General features: G+C 65.3%; 18 protein-coding genes. 12 read left to right on the top strand and 6 right to left on the bottom strand.

Annotated features, from left to right (window positions below; translation table 11 throughout):
* Positions 1-30: 30 nt before the first annotated feature.
* From JHC57_RS04465 to JHC57_RS04415, 11 genes are all read left to right on the top strand, one after another.
* Positions 31-1,338, top strand: a complete 1,308-nt coding sequence (locus JHC57_RS04465) for a TolC family protein (protein ID WP_037553274.1) — start codon at positions 31-33, stop codon at positions 1,336-1,338.
* Positions 1,339-1,447: 109 nt separating this feature from the next.
* Entirely contained in the window at positions 1,448-2,617 is a 1,170-nt protein-coding gene (locus JHC57_RS04460) for an efflux RND transporter periplasmic adaptor subunit (protein WP_003046498.1), read from the top strand.
* A gap of 3 nt (positions 2,618-2,620) precedes the next feature.
* Entirely contained in the window at positions 2,621-5,863 is a 3,243-nt protein-coding gene (locus JHC57_RS04455; RefSeq protein ID WP_003046495.1) for a CusA/CzcA family heavy metal efflux RND transporter, read from the top strand.
* Between the two features lie 12 nt (positions 5,864-5,875).
* Entirely contained in the window at positions 5,876-6,220 is a 345-nt protein-coding gene (locus JHC57_RS04450) for a DUF190 domain-containing protein (RefSeq protein ID WP_003046493.1), read from the top strand.
* Between the two features lie 81 nt (positions 6,221-6,301).
* Positions 6,302-6,772 carry an SRPBCC family protein gene (locus JHC57_RS04445; protein ID WP_003046490.1) on the top strand — a complete coding sequence of 157 codons (471 nt, stop codon included), beginning with the start codon at positions 6,302-6,304 and terminating at the stop codon, positions 6,770-6,772.
* Positions 6,773-6,962: 190 nt separating this feature from the next.
* Entirely contained in the window at positions 6,963-9,503 is a 2,541-nt protein-coding gene (locus JHC57_RS04440) for a heavy metal translocating P-type ATPase (RefSeq protein ID WP_003046486.1), read from the top strand.
* Positions 9,504-9,547: 44 nt separating this feature from the next.
* On the top strand, positions 9,548-12,727 hold the full coding sequence (locus JHC57_RS04435) for an efflux RND transporter permease subunit (protein WP_003046483.1): 3,180 nt from the start codon (positions 9,548-9,550) through the stop codon (positions 12,725-12,727).
* A 13-nt stretch (positions 12,728-12,740) separates the two neighbouring features.
* Positions 12,741-13,226: an SRPBCC family protein gene (locus JHC57_RS04430; protein ID WP_003046480.1), complete on the top strand. Its 486-nt coding sequence runs from the start codon at positions 12,741-12,743 to the stop codon at positions 13,224-13,226.
* On the top strand, positions 13,223-13,657 hold the full coding sequence (locus JHC57_RS04425; RefSeq protein ID WP_003046478.1) for a disulfide bond formation protein B: 435 nt from the start codon (positions 13,223-13,225) through the stop codon (positions 13,655-13,657). The genes JHC57_RS04430 and JHC57_RS04425 overlap by 4 nt, the downstream gene beginning before the upstream one ends.
* Positions 13,654-14,298, top strand: coding sequence for a thioredoxin domain-containing protein (locus JHC57_RS04420; protein WP_003046475.1), 645 nt, complete (start codon positions 13,654-13,656; stop codon positions 14,296-14,298). Before JHC57_RS04425 ends, JHC57_RS04420 begins: the two co-directional genes overlap by 4 nt.
* 191 nt (positions 14,299-14,489) lie before the next feature.
* Positions 14,490-14,795, top strand: coding sequence for a hypothetical protein (locus tag JHC57_RS04415; protein WP_003046472.1), 306 nt, complete (start codon positions 14,490-14,492; stop codon positions 14,793-14,795).
* Between the two features lie 27 nt (positions 14,796-14,822).
* Here JHC57_RS04415 and JHC57_RS04410 read toward each other — a convergent pair whose 3' ends face one another.
* The 4 genes from JHC57_RS04410 to JHC57_RS04395 all read right to left on the bottom strand — a co-directional run bounded on the left by JHC57_RS04410 (position 14,823) and on the right by JHC57_RS04395 (position 18,939).
* Complete coding sequence (locus tag JHC57_RS04410; protein ID WP_037553277.1) at positions 14,823-15,482, bottom strand: class I SAM-dependent methyltransferase; 660 nt, start codon at positions 15,480-15,482, stop codon at positions 14,823-14,825.
* Positions 15,483-15,529: 47 nt separating this feature from the next.
* The gene (locus JHC57_RS04405) at positions 15,530-16,045 is read right to left on the bottom strand and encodes an AraC family transcriptional regulator (RefSeq protein ID WP_161786522.1); all 516 of its coding nucleotides are present in this window, start codon (positions 16,043-16,045) and stop codon (positions 15,530-15,532) included.
* Positions 16,046-16,345: 300 nt separating this feature from the next.
* Positions 16,346-18,292, bottom strand: a complete 1,947-nt coding sequence (locus tag JHC57_RS04400; RefSeq protein ID WP_003046463.1) for a cytochrome c/FTR1 family iron permease — start codon at positions 18,290-18,292, stop codon at positions 16,346-16,348.
* Between the two features lie 5 nt (positions 18,293-18,297).
* Entirely contained in the window at positions 18,298-18,939 is a 642-nt protein-coding gene (locus JHC57_RS04395) for a cation transporter (protein WP_037553278.1), read from the bottom strand.
* 70 nt (positions 18,940-19,009) lie between these two features.
* On the opposite strand from JHC57_RS04395, the gene JHC57_RS04390 reads away from it, so the two are divergent.
* Positions 19,010-19,423, top strand: a complete 414-nt coding sequence (locus JHC57_RS04390; protein ID WP_003046458.1) for a helix-turn-helix domain-containing protein — start codon at positions 19,010-19,012, stop codon at positions 19,421-19,423.
* Positions 19,424-19,458: 35 nt separating this feature from the next.
* Here JHC57_RS04390 and JHC57_RS04385 read toward each other — a convergent pair whose 3' ends face one another.
* Positions 19,459-19,686, bottom strand: coding sequence for a GDCCVxC domain-containing (seleno)protein (locus JHC57_RS04385; protein WP_081611194.1), 228 nt, complete (start codon positions 19,684-19,686; stop codon positions 19,459-19,461).
* The gene (locus JHC57_RS04380) at positions 19,679-19,936 is read right to left on the bottom strand and encodes a hypothetical protein (RefSeq protein ID WP_003046455.1); all 258 of its coding nucleotides are present in this window, start codon (positions 19,934-19,936) and stop codon (positions 19,679-19,681) included. The genes JHC57_RS04385 and JHC57_RS04380 overlap by 8 nt, the downstream gene beginning before the upstream one ends.
* Between the last annotated feature and the right edge of the window lie 132 nt (positions 19,937-20,068).

Below are 20,068 nucleotides of genomic sequence, written 5' to 3'. Positions count from 1 at the left end.
CTCCCTGGAAACGTCAGGAGTCTCCTTTTCATGAAATCCATAGTTGTCGCCGCGAGTCTCGTGGCGCTCGTTGCAGGCTCAAATTCCGCGCCCGCCGCTGCCCAGTCGGCAGCGACGGAGCTGGTGGGACCGCCTTCTTCCGCAGGCGAGGCCGTGCGTACCGGCCCGCTTCCCGCTCGATTGTCCCTCGCGCAGGCGATGGAGGAAGCCGACGCGCGCTCGCCGCGCGTGGTTGCCGCCGAAGCCGAAGTGGAGGCCGCTCGCGGTCGCCAGCGTCAGGCGGGCTATCGCTACAATCCGACGCTCAATGTCGATGTCGAGAATTTCGCAGGCACCGGCCCCTACTCGGGCCTGAACGGTCTCGAAACGACCGTGTCGGTCAATCAGCGTCTCGATATCGGGGGCCGGCGCCGGTCGCGCATGACGCTCGCCGACGCCGAGTTTCTGGCCGCGAAGTACAAGTTGGAGATTGCACGCGCAGATCTTGCGCTCGATGTCCGCAACCAGTTCGCGACCGCTCTCGCGGCCCGCGATAGCCTCGCGCTCGCACGCGAAAATGAAGCGCGTGCCCGCGAACTCGTCCGCGTGGCACAGGCCATGGTCGATACCGGCAACGAGCCGCCGCTCCGTGCGTTCCGCGCCAATGCGGCTCTCGTTCAGGCCACCGCCGAGCTACGCACGGCCGAGGCCGAAGAAAGGACCGCCCGGCGTTCGCTCGCGGCGCTCCTTGGAAGCTCGGTCCCGCCTGCCGAGTTGATGGAAGGCGATATGTGGGTGGCACCGGAGACGGTGGACTCGCTCGCGACGCTCGACGTTCGCTTGGCAGAAACCGAGAAGCTGATTGCTGAAGCGCGGCTCCAGGGGCAGCGCGCCGATGGCCGGCTCGATCCGTCGGTCGGCTTCGGGGTGCGTCAGCTTCGCGACACCGGCGATCGCGCATTGATCGCCAATGTTTCCGTGCCGCTCCCCGTCTTCGACCGCAACCGCGGCAACATCTCGGCAGCCAAATCCGATGTCGCCGCCGCCATTGCGCGGCGCGAGAATGCAGTGGTCAATGCTCAGGCGGAGATCGCCAATGCGCAGGCCGAACTCGAAGCCGCAGAGGCCCGCCTCGCGGCGCTTGAGGGTAGCGGCATCGAGCAGGCGCGCGAAGGTGTCCGGCTCGCCGAACTCAGCTACCGCGCCGGCAAGTCCTCGCTCGTCGAATATATCGACGCGCAGCAGGCCTATGCGGCAACGCAGGCCGAACTGATCGCGGCGCGCCAGGCCCGGGCCGAAGCCCGCGCCATCCTATCGCGCCAGGCAGCCGCCGACGGCGATGCGGATCATCAGCCATGAGCGCGCCGAGCCTTCCAGTGGACGGAGGCGCCTTCGCCATCGTCCTTCCAAGTCAACAGGGGTGCGCCGCCGGTCGGCGCGCGAACCGCATCAACAGCGGAGATAGAATATGATCACCAAGGACAAGCGTCTCCTCGGCACTGTCGCGGGCGCCATGATACTCGCTGCCGTCACGGGCTTCGGCGTTGCACGCTGCACCGCCGACCCGGCCGCCGCGCCGGCTGCCGAAGGCGAAAAGGAAGCGGCGAGCGAAGCCCTTCCGAGCAGCCTCGCCATCACGCCCGAAGCGATCAAGGCCGCCGAGATCGGCGTCGAGACGATCGGCGCCGGCGGACTCGGTTCGGAAATCATCTCGCAAGCGACCGTTACCGCCGCGCCGAGCGGCGAGGCGATCGTCACCGCCCGCGCGGGCGGCGCGGTCACCCGTCTCTTCAAGCGGCTCGGCGATCCGGTCAGCGCCGGTGAGACGATCGCGATCGTGCAAAGCCGCGACGCCGCCCAGATTGCGGCCGAACGGATTGCCGCCGATGCGCGCTCGACGCTCGCGCAGAAAAATCTCCACCGCGAGAAGACCCTGTTCGACCAGAAGGTGTCGGCGCGCGTCGACTATGAGCAGGCGCAAGCCGAAGCCGCGGCCGCCGCGGCCGAAGCGCAGCGCGCGCGTGCCGCAGCGAGCGCCGCGCAGGTCACGCGCGATGGCAGCAGCGTCATCGTGGCAAGCCCGATCTCGGGACGGATCACGGCCGAGAACGCCAGCCTTGGCGCCTTCGTTCAGCCCGAAACCGAATTGTTCCGCGTTGCCGATCCCAGCAAGGTGCAGATCGAGGCCGCCGTCGGTCCGGCCGATGCCCAGCGGCTCTCGCCCGGAGACCGTGCGATCATCGAACTTCCCGACGGACGGACGATCGATGCCCGCGTGCGCGCCGTCACGCCCGGCCTGTCGGGCGACACGCGCTCGGCAACCGCCGTGCTCGATGTGCCCGGGGCGCTCCAGCCGGGCTTGGCGGTCCGGGTGCGGCTGCTTCCGAGCCGCGGCGCCGAAACCGGTGGGCCGGCCCGGATCGTGATCGCGGACGAAGCCCTCCAGACGCTCGAAGGCCGCGACGTGGTGTTCGTCCGCACGAAGGACGGCTTCCGCGCGCAGCAGGTGACCGTCGGCCAGCGCAGCGCGGGCCGTGTCGAAATCCTCGCCGGGCTGAAGCCGGGCCAGATCGTCGCGACCAAGAACGCATTCCTGCTCAAGGCCGAACTCGGCAAGGGCGCGGGCGAGGAGGAATAAACCGTGATCGCGAAACTGATGGCGCTATCCGTCCGCGCGCGCTGGGCGGTACTCTTTCTCTTCCTCGTGATCGCGGGACTCGGCGTATGGCAGCTCACCAAGCTGCCGATCGACGCGGTTCCCGACATCACCAACAAGCAGGTGCAAATCAACACGATCGATCCGCGTCTCTCGCCGGTCGAAATCGAGAAGCTCGTAACCTATCCGATCGAAATCTCGCTCGCCGGCATTCCGGGGCTCGAGACGACACGCTCGATCTCGCGCAACGGCTTCAGCCAGGTGACGGCAATCTTCACCGATGAAACCGACCTCTATTTCGCGCGCCAGCAGGTGGGCGAACGGCTTCTCCAGGCGGGCGAGAATCTTCCCGACGGGGCCCAGCCGCAGATCGGTCCCGTCACGACGGGTCTCGGCGAGGTCGTCATGTACACCGTCGGCTACAAAAATCCCGACGGGAAGGGCGCCAAGAAGGTCGCGGGCCAACCAGGTTGGCAACCCGACGGCAGCTATCTGACCCCCGAGGGCGATATCCTCACCGACGAGATCGCCAAATCGGGCTATCTTCGCACGGTCCAGGACTGGATCGTCAGCCCGCAATTGAAGTCGGTCGGCGGCGTCGCCGGCGTCGACTCGATCGGCGGCTATGCCAAGACCTTCGTGGTCGAACCCGATCCGACCCGCCTCACCAGCTACGGCATTTCCTATAGCGAACTGGGCGAAGCCCTTGAACGCGCCAACCTCGCGGTCGGTGCCAACTACTATAACCGGGCAGGCGAGGCCTATCTCGTGCGCGTCGATGCACGCGTCCGCTCGGTCGACGAAATCCGCAACGCCGTCGTCGCGACGCGCGGCGGCGTGCCCGTGACGGTTGGACAGCTCGCCAATGTGAAGATCGGCGGCGACCTCAGAACCGGTGCGGGCAGCATGAACGGCAAGGAGGCGGTCATCGGGACCGTGCTCATGCTGATCGGGCAGAACAGCCGCACTGTTGCGGAGGATGTTTCGGCGAAGATCGCGCAGGTGTCGAAGACCCTGCCGCCCGGCGTCGAAGTGAAGGTGGTACTCGACCGCGCCAAGCTCGTGAACGCAACCGTCGGCACGGTTGAAAAGAACCTCACCGAAGGCGCGCTGCTCGTAGCGGCCGCGCTCTTCTTCCTGCTCGGCAACTGGCGCGCCGCGATCATCGCGGTGCTCGTCATTCCCTTCTCCTTCCTGATGATGGCGATGGGCATGAACGCCTTCCGGGTCCCCGGTAACCTGATGAGCCTCGGCGCGCTCGACTTCGGTCTGATCGTCGACGGGGCGGTGATCATCATCGAAAACTGCCTCGCCAGACTGGCGCACCGGCAGGAGCATGAAGGGAGATTGCTCAACCTTCGCGAACGTCTCGAGGAGACGATGCGCGCGAGCCAGGAGATGATCAAACCGACCGTCTTCGGCCAGGCGATCATCCTACTGGCCTTCGCGCCGTTGCTGATGTTTACGGGCGTCGAGGGGAAGACCTTCTCGCCGATGGCCATCACCATCATGCTCGCGCTCGTTGCGGCCTTCATTCTCGCGATCACCCTGGTTCCGGCGCTTGTCGCGCTGATGATTCGCGGCAAGGTTGCCGAGAAGGAAGTCTGGGCGATCCGCAAGTCGAAGGAGCGCTACCTGCCCTTGCTCGACAAGGCGCTCGCCAAGCCGTGGGCTTTCATCGCCGGCGGCTTTGCCTTCTTCGTCCTTGCGATCCCGGCGTTCGGACTGCTCGGCTCGGAATTCATTCCGCAGCTCGACGAGAAGAATATGGCGCTTGCCTCGACGCGCGTGCCTTCGGTGAGCCTCGAACAGTCTCTGGTCATGCAGCGCAACGTCGAGACGGCGATCTCGAGCCTGCCCGAAGTCGAGCTGATGTTTTCGAAGACGGGTACGGCCGAGGTGGCGACCGACCCGATGCCGCCGAACATCTCCGACGGTTTCGTGATCCTGAAACCCCAGGATCAGTGGCCGGCAGGTGTCGATTCGAAGGCCGATGTCGTCGAGCGTATCGAGAAAGCCGCTGGCGGCCAGCTCGGCCAGCTTTATGAAGTCAGCCAGCCGATCCAGCTTCGTTTCAACGAACTGATCGCGGGCGTTCGCGGCGACGTGGCCATCAAGCTCTACGGGGACGACCTCGACAAGATGTCGCTCGCGGCGAACGAGATGGTGCGCGTGCTCCAGGGCATACCGGGTGCGGGCAGCGTCAAGGCCGACCAAGTGGGCGGCGCTCCGACGCTCGACGTGAAGCTCGATCGCAATGCGATCGCGCGCTACGGTCTCTCGGTACAGGAGGTTGCCGATACGGTGTCGGCGGCGCTCGGCGGGCGGGAATCCGGCCTGCTCTATGAGGGCGACAGGCGCTTCGACATCACGGTTCGCGTCCCCGACGCGACCCGGGTCAATCTCGACGACATCCGCGCGCTGCCCGTGTTGCTGCCCTCCGAGGGCGGCAATCGCGGACAGATACCGCTCGCCCAGGTGGCGCAGATCCGGCTGACCGAAGGGCTCAACCAGATCAGCCGCGAAAATGGCAAGCGGCGCGTCGTCGTGCAGGTGAACCTCGAAGGCCGCGATGCGGGATCCTTCGTGGCCGAAGCGCAGGCGAAGATCGCCAATGTGAAGCTTCCGGCGGGCTATTACCTCGAATGGGGCGGGCAGTTCGAAAGTCTGCAGGCCGCATCGCAGCGGCTCTCGATCGTGGTGCCGCTCTGCTTCGCGGGCATCTTCATCCTGCTTTACATGGCGCTCGGCACGTTCGGGCGCGCGACCGCCGTGTTCCTCGCCGTGCCGCTTGGGCTCGCGGGCGGGGTGTTCACTCTCGCGCTTACGGGCATCAACTTCTCGGTGTCGGCGGCGGTGGGCTTCATCTGCCTTGCCGGCGTCGCGGTGCTCAACGGTCTCGTCGTCATGACGGCGATCCGCGAACGGCTCGAGAATGATGTCCCGCTCACGGAGGCAATCCGCGAGGGCATGACCGAGAAGATGCGTGCGGTGATCATGACCGGCTTCGTGCCCGCGATCGGCTTCGTGCCGATGGCGATCGCGACCGGCACGGGTGCCGAGGTGCAGAAGCCTCTCGCGACGACCGTCATCGGCGGTCTCATCGCGGCGACCATCCTGACGCTGCTCGTTCTCCCCGCGATCGCAAAAGTCGTCCTCGGGGCGAACTGGCAGCCGAAGTTCCTCAAGCGAAAAGCGGAGTCGGCGGTCCAGCCGGTCACGGAATAGGGAGAGACTGTCATGACAAAAGCATCCAAGCTCTTGCGCATCTACACCGATGAATCCGCCTTCTTCGGTGATCAGCGGGTCTTCGAGTTCATTTCCGAACTCGCTCGCCAGCAAAAGCTGGCAGGCGTTACGGTGCTCGAAGCGGTTCTCGGTTTCGGTCGCTCGGCGCATCTCCACCGCAAGCATGCGCTGGAGAATGACCGGGCGGTCGTGATCGAGATCATCGACGAGGAGCAGCGGCTCCGCGACTTTGCGGCGCAGCTGACCGAAATACCGGACATCGGGCTCATCACGCTCGAAGCGGTCGAAATCCTCGGCGGGAAATCCGCCGCGGAGCCCCCCGATGTTCAGAGCTGACCGGCATCTTGCCGGTCTACACCGCGGCGCAGGTCCCCGGCCTGCGTCGCGGACCAGCTCGTGCGAGCGAGGAGGTCTCCGATGTTCTCGGTAGGCACCTCGCTCCGCTTGCCGGTCCCGATCGGGCGGGTCTGGCGACTGCTCGTCGATATCGAGCGGTACGACGACTGGCATCCGACGCTCCGTTTCACCGATCGTCCGGGAGATGATGAGCGCGTAGGCTATGTCTATTCTCCGCGCGGGAAGCGGGGTCCGGAATTTGCATCCGAGGGGCGGATAACCGGCCTCGACTGGCTGACGGGCTTCTCCTGGCGGACAGGCACGCGCGGGCTGCTCGTCATCGAGGAGAGCTACCGGCTCGAAAAGCTCGGCCAAGGGGTGGAGGTTACCCATCGCCTGGAATGCGCGGGTCTCTTCTCATGGCTCGGCTATCCCATTCTGCGGCGGGTTTGCAGCGTTTTTCTCAAGCGCTCGAACATGGCGCTCGAACAGCAACTCCGTCGCACGACAGTTCAGTCCCGCTACGCGCGGCCAAGCGGGCGCCGCGCATGATCTTGAATTCGAAACCTGGCCGTCGGAGGCCCCTCTCAATCGCCCCCCTCACCACGGGCAGGGATTTCCGGCTGTCAGGGAGGTGCGGGAGCCGGGTCGCATCCCGCAATGGCTCCCGCACCTCATCCTGCCGCGCGTTTAACATGCGCCCGGATCGCATTGCCGACCGCCAACAGAAAAGGATGGCATCATGAGTGACCAGTTGCGGCTCGATATTCCGCTTCTCCTCCCCGAAGTCGCCGATACCGCCGACCGCTGCGTCGCGCGCCTGACGAGCGAACTCGAAGGACGCGAAGGCGTCGACAAGGTCCATGTTGTCCGCTCAAGCGACGGTTCGCCGCCACAGCTCTGCATCCATTACCGTCCGGATATTCTCCCGCTCGAACGCGTGCGGCAGCTCGCGCGCAGCGCCGGTGCCGAGCTCACCGGCCAGTATCAGCATCTCTTCTGGGATGACCTCGAAGGCGTCGGCCACGCCCGTCGCGCGCGGACGATCGGACTGAAGCTTCGCGAAATGCCGGGCGTGATCGAGGCCGAAGTCGGCGCCGCCGGTACGCTGCGCGCCGAGTTCCAGCGCTCGGAGACCTCCATCGAAATGATCAGAAAGACACTCTCGGATATGGGCGTCACTCAGAAATCGACTGCCGTCGCCGCGGCTGCCCCGGCACAAGCCGCCCACCAACATGGCGATGATGGCCATGACCATGGTCCGGATCACGCGCATGGGCCAGATCACAAACATGGCCATACGGGCGAGGATAGCCACGACCATGGCCATGATCATGGCGGCATCTTCGGCGAGCGGACCGAGCTGATCTTCGCGCTGCTGTGCGGTCTCGTCCTCGGCATCGGCTTTGCGATCGAGAAGCTCGCCGCGGCGCCGGAGTGGGTGCCGCTCGCATTCTATATTGCCGCTTATGGCTTCGGTGGCTGGTTCACTGTCCGCGAGGCCATCGAGAATCTGAAGCTCAAGCGCTTCGAGATCGACACGCTGATGCTCGTCGCCGCGGCCGGCGCTGCCGCGCTTGGTGCGTGGGCCGAAGGCGCGCTGCTCCTCTTCCTCTTCAGCCTCGGCCATGCGCTCGAACATTATGCCATGGGCCGCGCCAAGCGCGCAATCGAGGCGCTTGCGGAGCTGGCGCCGCAGACCGCGACGGTGAAGGATGCCGACGGGACGGCTCGCGAAGTCCCGGTCGAGCAGCTGGCGATTGGCGACACCGTCATCGTCAAGCCCAACGAGCGTCTTGCCGCCGACGGCTTCGTCGTCGTTGGCCGCACGGCGATAGATCAGGCTCCGGTGACCGGCGAGAGCGTCCCCGTCGACAAGGAACCGGTGGCCGATCGTGCGCAGGCCGCGGCAAAGCCCGATGCACTCGACGCAAAATATCGCGTCTTCGCGGGCACCATCAACGGCTATGGCGCGATCGAGATCGCGGTAACCCGTCTTGCGGCCGATACCACGCTCGCTAAGGTCGTGAAGATGGTGAGCGAGGCGGAAACGCAGAAATCGCCGACCCAGCGCTTCACCGACAAGTTCGAGCGCATCTTCGTGCCGAGCGTGCTCGCGCTTGTGTTCGTCCTGCTCTTCGCCTGGGTCGTTGTCGACGAGCCGTTCCGCGACAGCTTCTATCGCGCCATGGCGGTCCTTGTCGCGGCAAGCCCGTGCGCGCTCGCGATCGCGACGCCGAGTGCCGTCCTGTCGGGCGTTGCGCGTGCGGCGCGCGGCGGCGTGCTGGTCAAAGGCGGTGGCCCGCTCGAAAATCTCGGCTCGCTGACCGCGCTGGCGTTCGACAAGACGGGAACGCTCACCGAAGGAAAGCCGCGCATCACCGACGTCCTGCCGGCCAGCGGCGTGCCGAAGGAGGAACTGCTGCGGATCGCGGTGGCGGTCGAGCGGCTGAGCGATCATCCGCTTGCCGCTGCCATCGCGCGCGATGGCGAGGCCATGCTGACGTCGACGCGCGTACCGGTGGCGGACGACCTTAACAGCCTGACGGGTCGCGGCGTCACGGCAAAGGTCGAGGGCGAAACCGTCCTGATCGGCAAGGCCGAAATGTTCGGTGCCGACGGCATCGCGCCGATCGGCGGCGAAGTGGCGGCTGCGATCGCCGGCCTCCGCGAGCAGGGCCGCACGACGATGGTCGTTCGTATGGGCGACCGCGATCTTGGCGCGATCGGTCTGATGGACACGCCGCGCGAAGCGGCGCGCACCGCGATCGCCAAACTGCGCGAGCTCGGCATCGGCCGGATGATCATGATTTCGGGCGATCACCAGAAGGTCGCGGAATCGATTGCCGCCGAGGTCGGGATCGACGAGGCCTGGGGCGACCTGATGCCCGATCAGAAGGTCGACGCCATTCGCGACCTCAAGGCGCAGCAGCCGGTCGCCATGGTCGGTGACGGCGTCAATGACGCACCGGCGATGGCGAGCGCCACCGTCGGGATCGCGATGGGCGCCGCGGGGTCCGATGTTGCCCTCGAAACCGCCGACGTCGCGCTGATGGCCGATGACCTCGCTCATCTGCCGTTCGCGATCGGACTTAGCCGCCAGACGCGCCGCATCATCCGCCAGAATCTGGTGGTCAGCCTCGGCGTCGTCGTGGTCCTCGTGCCGGCGACGATCTTCGGACTCGGAATCGGTGCGGCGGTCGCGGCGCACGAAGGCTCGACCCTCGTCGTCGTCGCCAACGCGCTTCGCCTGCTCGCCTATCGCGATCGCAGCATGGGCTGAGGGCGCACAGTCGCGGTGGGATCGAACCGGAAGGGGGAGAGAGGATGAACTTCAAGAATATCTCGGCCTGGTCCATCCGGAACCCGATCCCGCCGCTCGTCATGTTCTTCGGTCTGACGGTGGCGGGCATCGTCTCCTTCCTCATGATGGGGGTCCAGAGCGATCCCGACATCGATTTTCCGGGCGCCATCGTCATCATCGCCCAGCCGGGCGCCGCGCCCACCGAACTCGAAACGCAGGTCACGCAGCGTGTCGAGGCGGCGGTGCGGACGATCGAGGGGATCGACGAGCTCAATTCGACGGTTACCGAAGGCCAGTCGCAGACCTTCGTCCAGTTCGCGATCGGCACGCCGATCGACCGGGCGGTGACTGACATTCGCGACAAGATCACCCAGATCCGCAGCAACCTGCCGAACGGCATCCTCGAACCGCAGGTTATCCGCCTCTCTACCTCGGGCAACACGCTTGCCTATTGGTCGGCTTCGGCCACCGATATGACGCTCGAGGAATTGAGCTGGTATGTCGACAATGTCGTCGCGAAGCGGCTGATCGCGGTCCCCGGCATGGGCGACGCCTATCGCCGGGGCGGCGTCAGCCGCGAAATCCGCGTCATCCTCAACCCCGAACGCATGCGCGCCTACGGCCTTACCGCCGCCGCGGTGAACACCCAGCTCGTCCAGCTCAATGTCAATGCGGCCGGCGGCCGGATGGAGGTCGCGGGCTCCGAGCAGGCGGTGCGTATCCTCGGGAACGCGAGCAGCGCCAACGCGCTCGGCGAAACGCTAATCTCGGTCGGGACGAACCGGACCGTGCGCCTCGCCGATATCGCCGAGGTCAAGGATCTCTACGCCGAGCAGCGCTCGGTCTCGAAGCAGGACGGGCGGCAGGTGCTGACCTTCGGCTTCGAGCGCGCCAAGGGCGCCTCGGATGTGACCGTCTATGACGCTGCGGTCGAGGAGCTGCGAAAACTCGAGAAGGAAAACCCCAAGGTCAAATTCACCGAGCTGTTCAGCGATATCGAATATACCAAAGGCCAATATCATTCGGCGATCAATGCGATGGTCGAGGGCGCGATCCTCGCGGTCGTCGTCGTCTTCCTTTTCTTGCGCGACTGGCGGGCGACGTTGATCTCGGCGCTCGCCATCCCGCTGTCGGCGGTCCCGACCTTCCTGTTCATGGACCTCATGGGCTTCTCGCTCAACATGATGACCTTGCTCGCGCTCAGCCTCGTTGCCGGCGTGCTGGTCGACGATGCGATCGTCGAGATCGAGAATATCGTGCGCCACATGCGGATGGGCAAATCGGCCTATCAGGCCTCGATCGATGCGGCCGACGAGATCGGCCTCGCGGTGCTCGCGACAACCATGACGATCGTCGCGGTGTTCCTGCCGGTCGGGCTGATGCCGGGCGTCGCCGGGCAATATTTCAAGAATTTCGGACTGACGGTCGTGGCCGCGGTGCTGATGAGCCTCGCGGTCGCGCGCATGATCACACCCATGCTCGCCGCCTATTTTCTCTCTGCGCAGGGTCCGCAAAAGCATGGCGAGGGCCCGCTGATCGACACCTATATGCGCATCTTGCGCTGGAGCCTCGACACCAGCGGGGCCGCTGCCGCGCGTGCGCGCGGCGGGCGCTGGAAATGGCTCGGTTACATCAAGGACCATCGCGTCTGGGTGGTCGGCATCGGTGTGCTGGCGCTCTTTGCGACCATTTTCAGCTTCTCGCTGCTCCCGATGACCTTCCAGCCGTCGATCGATTCCGACACGAGCCGCGTGGCCATCCAGCTCGCCCCGGGCGCAACGCTCGAACAGACCGAGGCAGTGGCCGACGAGGTGACCGATCTCATGAAGCGCGACCCGCTCGTCGAATCCGCCCTGTCGCGGATCGATGTCGGCACGGCGACGGTCTATCTGAAATTGCGCAAGGACCGCGAGCTGACCTCGACCGAGTTCGAAAAGGACCGCGCGCCGCGGCTAGCGCAGGTTCCCGATGCCCGAATCAACTTCCAGTCGCAGCATGGCGGCGGCGGCGGCAGCAGCCGCGACATCTCGATCACGCTCGGCAGCGACGACCCGAAGAAGCTCGAAGATGTCGGCAACCGGCTGCTTGCCGAGATGGCCCGCGTGAAGGAAATCCGGTCGCCGCGTGTCGAGGGCAATCTTCAGCGCCCCGAGATCGTCATTCGCCCGCGCTTCGCGCTCGCGGCGCAGCTCGGCGTGACGACGCAGGCGCTCAGCCAGTCGATCCGCGTCGCGACATTGGGCGAGATCGACCAGAATAGCGCGAAATTCTCGCTGTCCGACCGGCAGATACCGGTGCGCGTCGCGCTTGCGGAAACCGCGCGCGAGCGGCTCGATACGCTGCGCAATATGCCTGTTCCGACCCGGAACGGGGGAACGGTGCCGCTCTCGGTTGTGGCCGAGATCGGCTTCGGCGCCGGCCCGACCCAGATCAATCGGACCAACCAGGTGCGCCAGCTCACCATCGGGGCCGACCTGGCTCCGGGTCTCGTGACCGGTCAGGCGATGGACAAGGTCGAGGCGCTGCCGGCGCTCAAGGCGCTGCCCGCCGGGGTCACGCGGCTGGTACTCGGGAGCGCCAAGTGGCAGGCCGAGATGCTGCGCAACTTCGCGATCGCGGTCGTATCGGGGATTTTTCTCGTGCTCGCTGTGCTGATCCTACTCTATCGCAAGATCATCCCGCCCTTCGTCAACATGGGCTCGCTTCTGCTCGCCCCGCTCGGCGGGGCGGTCGCGTTGCTGCTGACGGGCTATCCGCTCTCGCTTCCCGTGTTCATCGGCGTGCTGATGCTGCTCGGTATCGTCGGCAAGAACAGCATCCTTCTCGTCGACTTCGCGATCGAGGAAATGGCGTCGGGGGTGCCGCGCGACGAGGCGATTGTCGACGCCGGACACAAGCGCGCGCAGCCGATCCTGATGACCACGGTCGCGATGGTCGCGGGCATGATCCCGACCGCGCTGTCGCTCACCGGCGACGGCGCATGGCGCGCGCCGATGGCGGTCACGGTGATCGGCGGGCTCATCCTGTCGACGATGCTGACACTGCTGATCGTGCCGGCGTCCTTCAGCCTCGCGGCGGGCTTCGAACGCCGGATGGTCCCGCGCTTGCGCCGCTGGTTCACGACGGGCGGCGCGCACGCCGACCCATCGCCTGCGGGCGTCACCGACATCGGCGCGGGGCAAAGCCCGGCGGCCGATCGATAGAGGAGTTAAGCTGATGGAGTTCGAGCGGGAGCATGACCTCCCCTATAGTCCGGAGCAGATATGGGCGGTCCTCGGCGATTTCGAGAACCACCGGATCTGGAATCCCTATGTCCGGATCGAGCAGCTTGCCGAGGACCCGATCGCGATCCGCTATTCGATGCGCATGGATCCGCACAAGCCCAAGTTTCTCGAAGTCTCCGCGGCGGTGCTCTCCGCGCGCCCGGGCGAGGAGCTGATACTCGACGTCAAGCCGAGCTTCATCCTCCAGTTCGAGGAGAGTTATATCCTGACGCCGACGGCGAGCGGGACGAAGTTCGTTCACCGCTATCGTTGCCGCGGGCCCTTTGCCTGGCTCCGGCTTCCCGGCATCAAGACCAGCTTCCAGCGAATGATCGCGTCGATCGACGGCATCCTGCTCAGCTACCTCAAGTCCAAATACAGCAAGCCGCCACCGCCGCCGCGACGGCCCAAGTCCAAGTTCAAAGGTGGCCGGCGATGACGAGCTTTCCGCTGCTCGCGCCGCACAAATGGCGTCCGCTCGGCGCGGCCTGGGCAATCGCCCTCCTGTCGAGCCTGGCCGTCCTCTTCGTCGGCGAGGTCATGGGCCAGGCGCCGTGCGACCTCTGCTGGTTCCAGCGTAGCTTCATGTTCCCGCTTGCGATCATTCTCGGCATCGCGGCGTTCAGGTCGGACCGCGCCATCGTTCCTTATGGGCTGGCGCTGGCTGCGGGCGGTGGTCTCGTCGCTTTCTATCATAGCCTGCTCTACGTCGGCGTCATTCCGGCCCCGATCGTCCCCTGCACCGGCGGTCCATCATGCTCGGGAGAGAGCATGGCAATCGGAGGCGTGCCGCTGCCCCTCCCGTCGCTGACCGCGTTCGCGCTCATCCTCACCCTCTTGCTCAACTTCCAAAGGAGACTGAAATCATGAACAAACGCATCGGAGTGGTGGCCACGCTTGTCGTTTCCGCACTCGCTTTCACCGGCGGCGCGATGCTCTACAGCGGAACCGCCGAGGGCGAACCCACGAAGAAGGTCGTGGCGGGGCCCGTCGACAGCCTCATTCGCCCGCATTCGCCGATCATCGGACCGAAAAATGCCCCGGTCACCATCGTCGAATTTTTCGACCCGTCGTGCGAGGCCTGCCGCGCCTTCTATCCCACGGTGAAGGGCATCGTTGCCAAATATCCCAAGGATGTGCGTCTCGTTATGCGCTACCTGCCGCTGCACCCCGGCTCGGCCGAGGCGATCGTGATCCTCGAAGCCGCCCGCGTCCAGGGCAAGCTCGAGCCGGTGACGGCCGCCCTGCTCGAAGCGCAGCCCGAATGGCACGACGGCAAGATGGACGGTGCCTGGGCGGCCGCCGAGAAGGCCGGCCTCAATGTCGCGAAGGCGCGCGCGATGCCGACAACCGATGCGATGGCCTGGATGGAGCAGGACATCGCCGACGCGCGTGCGGTCGGCGTCCGGGGCACGCCGACCTTCTTCGTCAATGGCGAGATGCTCGTCCAGCCGAGCCCCGAACAGGTCGAGGCCCGAGTCCAGGCCGCGGTAGCGGCAAAGGGCAAATGAGGGCCCGCACCCGTCCCGCTTCGTCCACGCGGGACGGGTGCCCACCATGCGGCGCGATACTGTCTCTCCCGCCATCGGCCTGTCGCATGGAGACGCCGGGTCACCGTCCGATCGGCAGCATCGGAGCCAATATTCACAGCGCATTCAAACATGAAGGGGGATTTTGAACGCCACGAAAAGGAGAGACTGACATGCGAAAACTGATGACGATCGCGGCCGCGATGCTCGCCTTCGCGCTCCCCGGAACAGCGCTTGCCCAGCACCATGGCGATCGCGGGGGATATAGCCGCGGACATGACGCGCCACGTGGTCATGACCGCGACTATCGTTCCTCACGCCACGGCGTGCCCAATTATGGCTATGATCGTGGCTATCGTGGCTACGATCCCTACTACCGCGGCCATGATCGCCGCTATGAACGGCGGGACCGCTACGAGCGGCGCTATCAGAAGCGCCGGATGCACCACCATCACCGCGGGCGTCACTGGCGCGGCTAGCCGCGACCGCGCGGGCCGGGCGAGAAACTACCGCTTCGCCCCATAGATTGAAATCGAGCCGGTCGGCGTCGGGATGACTCTCATCTCTTCGACCGCCTCGAAACCCGCGGCTTTAAGGATCACCGGGACGCAGCCCTTAGCGTTGGGTTCGGTATATTCGAACCCGTCGAGCAGCTGGATCTGTCGAAAAAGCATGCGCATCAGCAGCGAGCGCTGCTCGCCATAGTCGGCTATGAAAAGGGTCCCGCCCGGCCTCAGGAGCCTGAACATCTGCGCGGCAATCGCTTCCTTAACGGCCATCGGGCACTGGTGAAGGACCAGGCTCGATACGATCTTGTCGCATTGCCGGAGTGCGTCGATGCCGTCCAGCTCGTCGCCCATAGCCTCGAACCATCGAATCTCGGCATCGGCAACCTCAGCCTTGGCGCGCGCGATTTCCAGCACGGCGGGGTCGGGATCGACCGCCAGAACGATGCTCTCCGGCGCCGCCTGCTTGAGGGCGATCGCAAAGGTTCCCGTGCCGCACCCGATATCGACGATCCGCTCGCCCGGCCGCGGTTCGGCGAAGCGCAGCAAGTCGCTTCGCCATCTTTTCTCTCTGGTCATGAGGGCTATGGCGGCATCGTAGCGGTCGAGCGATCCGCTCTTGCCGAGTGCCGGGACGAAGTCTCTGTGTGCGTCTGACATGATGCGCCTCTACCAGGCGCGATCACGCACCGGCTTGAACGGAGAGGCTATGATTCGATGAAAAGGTCGCTTGCCCGGATACCGAACATCGCCTTGATCGTGCGGGCGAAATGCGCGCTGTCGCTGAACCCTGCCATGTGTGCGGCCTCGGTCGCGCTGCGGCGCATTCCCAATTCGTCGAAGGCGATAATCAACCTTCGCCAGAGCACAAAGCGCTGGAAGGGCATGCCGATCTCGGCGGCAAAGAGATGCCGGAAGCGGCCGAGCGAAAGGCGGCTCTCCTCCGCCACAGCCGCGAGACGGACAGAGCCCATGGGGATCAGGCGGTCAATCGAGGCGGCGGCGCGGGTGATGCGCGGATCGAGCGGGGGTCGGGCGCCTCGCGTGAGCCAGTTTTTCCAGAAGGACCGCTGTCCCGGCAGCGCGACATGAATCGGATCGGAGCAGATCAGCCGGTCTTTCAGATCTACCGGCGGACCGAAGACCACTGTCGGCTCGACGAACCATAATTCAGCCGTGGGCGCGGGGAGCAGCCGGTGCACGGTATCGGGTTCGATGAGCAAGCAACGCCCCGACAGGCGCGCGCCATCAGCATCGACCACGGTAAGCGGCTCGGCACAAAACACTGCCTGCGCCGCAAAATGGCGGTGCGCGGCGGCATCGCCAACCGAACCCGACCAGAGAGCATGATAGTCGCCGAGGCTAAGTCGGCCGTTCCAGTTGGACGTTTCGGGCATCGGGTCGCAATAGCAGGCCTAACTCGTGTGCGTAACGGGCGCCGGGTAAGCACTCTGGCTCGGAGGCTCTTTTCGGAAGCCGTCTTACGGCCAAGGAGGAGTGCGCCGACCCCGTGATGATTCCCCTCATCGACCGGGCGCTGTCTCGATGCGGCGATGTTGCCGACTGTTGTAACGATAGCCGATCCAGAGGATTGCAAGCGCGAGAAGCTGGAGCAACAACGGTTCGAGCGAAGGAAATATCCCCATCGCCGGGAAGCGGGGAAAATGAGCTAGCGGGGTGATGCCGAGGAGGCCGGCTTCCTGTAGCGCGCCCGCGCCCTTGCCGGCCAGGACAACCGCGAGGATAGCGATGAGCGAAGAGCTGTAAGCGAAAAATCTTCCGATCGGCAGGACCCGGCTGTAACGAAGCATGACCCATGCGATTGCTGCCAGGATCACCACTGCGGTTCCGGCTCCGGCGGCGATCGCGCTGCGGCTTCCTTGCGCGGCGAGAGCTGCGAAAAACAGGATGGTCTCAAAGACTTCCCGATAGACCACGAGGAAAGCGAGCCCGAACAGGAACCAGGCCGAGCGACGTGAAAGCGCTTTGCCCATCGCTTCGCGAATATAGCGCTGCCAGCTCTCCGCATGTGACTTTCCGTGCATCCAGATGCCGACCCAGACGAGAACGACTGCGGCGAAAAGCGAGCCAAATCCCTCTGTCAACTCGCGGTTCGCTCCGCTGATCGAGATTGCATAGGTCGCGACTGCCCAGGTTGCGCCGCCGGCTGCCAGGGCTGCGATCCAGCCGCCATGGACATAGGGTAGGACCTCAGGCCGTTCGGCCTTTCGCAAGAAGGCGATCATCGCCACGATGATCAGAAGCGCTTCGAGACCCTCGCGCAGCAAGATGGTAAGCGCCCCGACAAAGGTCGATGCGTCGCTGGCTGCATCGGGAGACAGTGCAGCTTCGGCATCGGCGAAAAGGGTTTCGACTGCGGCGGCTTTACCCGCGACCGCATCGACCGGCACACCTCGCGCGATGGACACGCGATAATCGGACATCGCGGATTCGATTTGCGCCATAAGGGCGGAATCGCGCGTCGTCAGGATCGGCTCAATCGGTTCGAAACCGTCGAGATAGGCGGACAGCGCGAGACGCTCTGCCTCGCTCCGATTTCCCTTGCGGTACGCGGCAAGGCTTTGCGCCAATTTGTCACGGGCAACCGCAAGCGTCGCGGGCGAAGCGGTTGTCAATGCTTGGGGATCTGAGCGCAAATAGGCGGTAAGCGCGTCGGCCTGCTCCGATCCCAGCCCACGACCAAGCACTTCCGGGCTGAGACTCGTGAAGGCTTGCAGGTCGGGGACCAGTTCGCGCGCCGCAGGGGTCTGGTTCCAGACACGCCGGCCGGCTGCGACGTCGCGAAAGGCAAATCCACCGGCATAGGCTGCTACCGCCCAGCGGTCGTCGGAGGGCAAATGGGCAAAACTGGGCATGGACGTGCCTTCGAGCCCCTGTCCTATCACCTGATAGAGCGCGAACAGACTGCGCTTGCGAGCGCGTCCGGCGTCGGTGAAATCGATAGGTGCCGGGTCGAGCCCCTTGGCCTGAGGTCCATTGCCATCGCCGCGCGCGCCGTGACAGCTGGCGCAATTTTCCAGATAGACTTGGGCTCCGCGCCGGGGATCTGGAGCGTTGCGCGGCGCGAGGGGCACAGGGTAGGCGGCGAGGAGGTCCGCCGCGAGTCCGCGCGCCTGGCCAGCCACCTTGCCGGGGTCCGCCTTCGATGCGATCGCCGTCTGGAGTTGTCCCGCTTCACTGACAAGGCGAGCCCGCGCCGGGGATACCGGAAGCGCTTCGATCCCCTTGCGAACGGTGGCGGAAAACTCGGTCATCTCGGCATATTCGACCGTGCTCGTCACCGCGCCATTCGAGACCGCTCCACCATAGTCGACCGCAACATAGTCCAGCAGGCGCCAGATGGTCTGGACTTCGCCGGCATCAGTGCGGGCCTGTGCCGTCGGCACGACGAGGCCGCAGATTGCAGCGAGCGCGATCAGCAGAGAGAGAAAGCGGCGGGCGGGGGGCATTGGCCCTATTGTCCGGGCACAGTCGACAGTTCGCGCAATTCGGTCCGCGCGCTGCGTAGAATCTCATAGGCCGAATGCAGGAAAAGCGTGGCAATGATGGCGGCGACTGCAAGGTCGGGCCAGGCTTGCCCGGTCCATGCGACGAGGCCGGCGGCGATGATCACCGCCACATTGGCGATCGCGTCGTTGCGGCTGAACAGCCACACCGCCCGGACATTGGCGTCGCCTTCGCGGAACCGCGAGAGGACCGCGGCCGAGGTGAGGTTGACGAGGAGGGCGGCGGCGCCGATGCCGCCCATCAGCTCGGCTTCGGGCGGAACCGCGGTCAGGGCACGCCACAGCGCGACGCCGATGACCCCTATGCCAAGCGACAGCAGGAACAGGCCTTGGGCCAAGGCGATACGCGTGCGGGCGAGCGCAGTCCAGCCTATCGCGACGAGGCCGGCCAACGTGATCGTGCCGTCGCCGATAAAGTCGAGCGAGTCGGCTTTCAGCGCCTGGCTGTTGGCGATGAACCCGCCGACGATCTCGATCGCGCCGAAGCCGAGATTGAGAATTACGACGATCCACAAGGCCCTTCGATAGGCGGGATCGCGTTCGGCCCTGACGGTGTCGCCCGTGCAGCCGCAATTGCTGTCGTTGCTCATTCCCCTGTTCTACATTCTACAGTAACTGTAGAAGCAAGCTGAAATCGAAACGAGACTGAGAGGAAGGGAGATGGCGCGCGACACGCGGCTGCCGATCGGCGGCCTGGCGAAACGCACCGGCACCAAGGTAAACACGATCCGCTTCTATGAGGATATCGGATTGCTGCCTTGCGCAGCGCGCACAGCCTCTGGCCGGCGCACCTACGGGGATGAGGATGTCGGGCGCCTCGCATTCATCCGCAATGCCCGCGGCCTCGGCTTTTCGATCGATGAAATCCGGTCGTTGACGGCGCTGGCCTTGGGGCCGGGGCAGGACTGCGCCGAAATCCGCGCAGTTGCGGCGCGTCACCTGCTCGATGTCGATGAAAAGCTGGAACGGATGGCGCGGCTCCGTGCTGAACTTGCCCGTATCGTCCAGCTCTGCGATGGCGGGCCGGTGTCGGATTGCCGGGTCATCGAGGCCATCGCCGCCGGAAATGCCTAGCCGCCGCGCTATCGGGACTGTCGGCGGCTTGCGGCTCAGCCGCAGCAACTGCCCTTGCCGCCGTCAACCTGTATTGGCGGGCAGGGTACCGTGCCATAGGAACAGAAGACACAGCAGTCTCCTGGCAGCGGCTTGAGCAGCGCGCCGCATCCCTTGCAGTCGTAGAAATACTGACACGCATCGGTGGGCATGATTTCGTCGGCGATTTGACCGCAGAGCGGACACGTCAGCGTCGATTGCAGGACCGGCGAGGGATCAAGCATAGCGATAGCCGAGCCAGAGGAGGACGGCGGCGAGGAGCAGTCCGATCAGGGTCACAAAGCGCAGCGACGCGGGCACGCACAGGCCATCGGCGCCGCAGCGCGCCGCGCGCATCTGCTGGCGCGCCAGCAGGACGCCACCGGCGACGAGCGAAATTGCGCCGAATGCGACGAACCAGAGCCGGTAGGGCGCGGCCGGGACCGCTATGCCGACGAGCCAGGCGGACCCGAGCCCCGCCGAGGCCAGCAGCATGGGGAGGGCGCAGCAGGTGGCTGCGAGAAAGCCCGATGCGATCCCGCCAAGCGCCAGCGAAATGGCCCCAAATCCTTTTGGACGCCTTGCATCTCCAGCCAAATTCAAACTCCTTGTTTCGCGGTAGCGGCA

Source organism: Sphingopyxis sp. (assembly GCF_016463645.1).
In the GTDB taxonomy this organism is placed as follows: domain Bacteria; phylum Pseudomonadota; class Alphaproteobacteria; order Sphingomonadales; family Sphingomonadaceae; genus Sphingopyxis.
Note: the sequence above shows the minus strand (reverse complement) of the source record. Positions and strands in the feature narration are given on the sequence as shown.

Coding starts and splice junctions, on each gene's coding strand:
- JHC57_RS04395 (WP_037553278.1), bottom strand. CDS start 18,939: ATGAGCAACGACAGCAATTGCGGCTGCACGGGCGACACCGTCAGGGCC.
- JHC57_RS04430 (WP_003046480.1), top strand. CDS start 12,741: ATGGAGTTCGAGCGGGAGCATGACCTCCCCTATAGTCCGGAGCAGATA.
- JHC57_RS04415 (WP_003046472.1), top strand. CDS start 14,490: ATGCGAAAACTGATGACGATCGCGGCCGCGATGCTCGCCTTCGCGCTC.
- JHC57_RS04425 (WP_003046478.1), top strand. CDS start 13,223: ATGACGAGCTTTCCGCTGCTCGCGCCGCACAAATGGCGTCCGCTCGGC.
- JHC57_RS04440 (WP_003046486.1), top strand. CDS start 6,963: ATGAGTGACCAGTTGCGGCTCGATATTCCGCTTCTCCTCCCCGAAGTC.
- JHC57_RS04410 (WP_037553277.1), bottom strand. CDS start 15,482: ATGTCAGACGCACACAGAGACTTCGTCCCGGCACTCGGCAAGAGCGGA.
- JHC57_RS04465 (WP_037553274.1), top strand. CDS start 31: ATGAAATCCATAGTTGTCGCCGCGAGTCTCGTGGCGCTCGTTGCAGGC.
- JHC57_RS04380 (WP_003046455.1), bottom strand. CDS start 19,936: ATGCTGCTGGCCTCGGCGGGGCTCGGGTCCGCCTGGCTCGTCGGCATA.
- JHC57_RS04450 (WP_003046493.1), top strand. CDS start 5,876: ATGACAAAAGCATCCAAGCTCTTGCGCATCTACACCGATGAATCCGCC.
- JHC57_RS04460 (WP_003046498.1), top strand. CDS start 1,448: ATGATCACCAAGGACAAGCGTCTCCTCGGCACTGTCGCGGGCGCCATG.
- JHC57_RS04390 (WP_003046458.1), top strand. CDS start 19,010: ATGGCGCGCGACACGCGGCTGCCGATCGGCGGCCTGGCGAAACGCACC.
- JHC57_RS04445 (WP_003046490.1), top strand. CDS start 6,302: ATGTTCTCGGTAGGCACCTCGCTCCGCTTGCCGGTCCCGATCGGGCGG.
- JHC57_RS04435 (WP_003046483.1), top strand. CDS start 9,548: ATGAACTTCAAGAATATCTCGGCCTGGTCCATCCGGAACCCGATCCCG.
- JHC57_RS04420 (WP_003046475.1), top strand. CDS start 13,654: ATGAACAAACGCATCGGAGTGGTGGCCACGCTTGTCGTTTCCGCACTC.
- JHC57_RS04385 (WP_081611194.1), bottom strand. CDS start 19,686: ATGCTTGATCCCTCGCCGGTCCTGCAATCGACGCTGACGTGTCCGCTC.
- JHC57_RS04400 (WP_003046463.1), bottom strand. CDS start 18,292: ATGCCCCCCGCCCGCCGCTTTCTCTCTCTGCTGATCGCGCTCGCTGCA.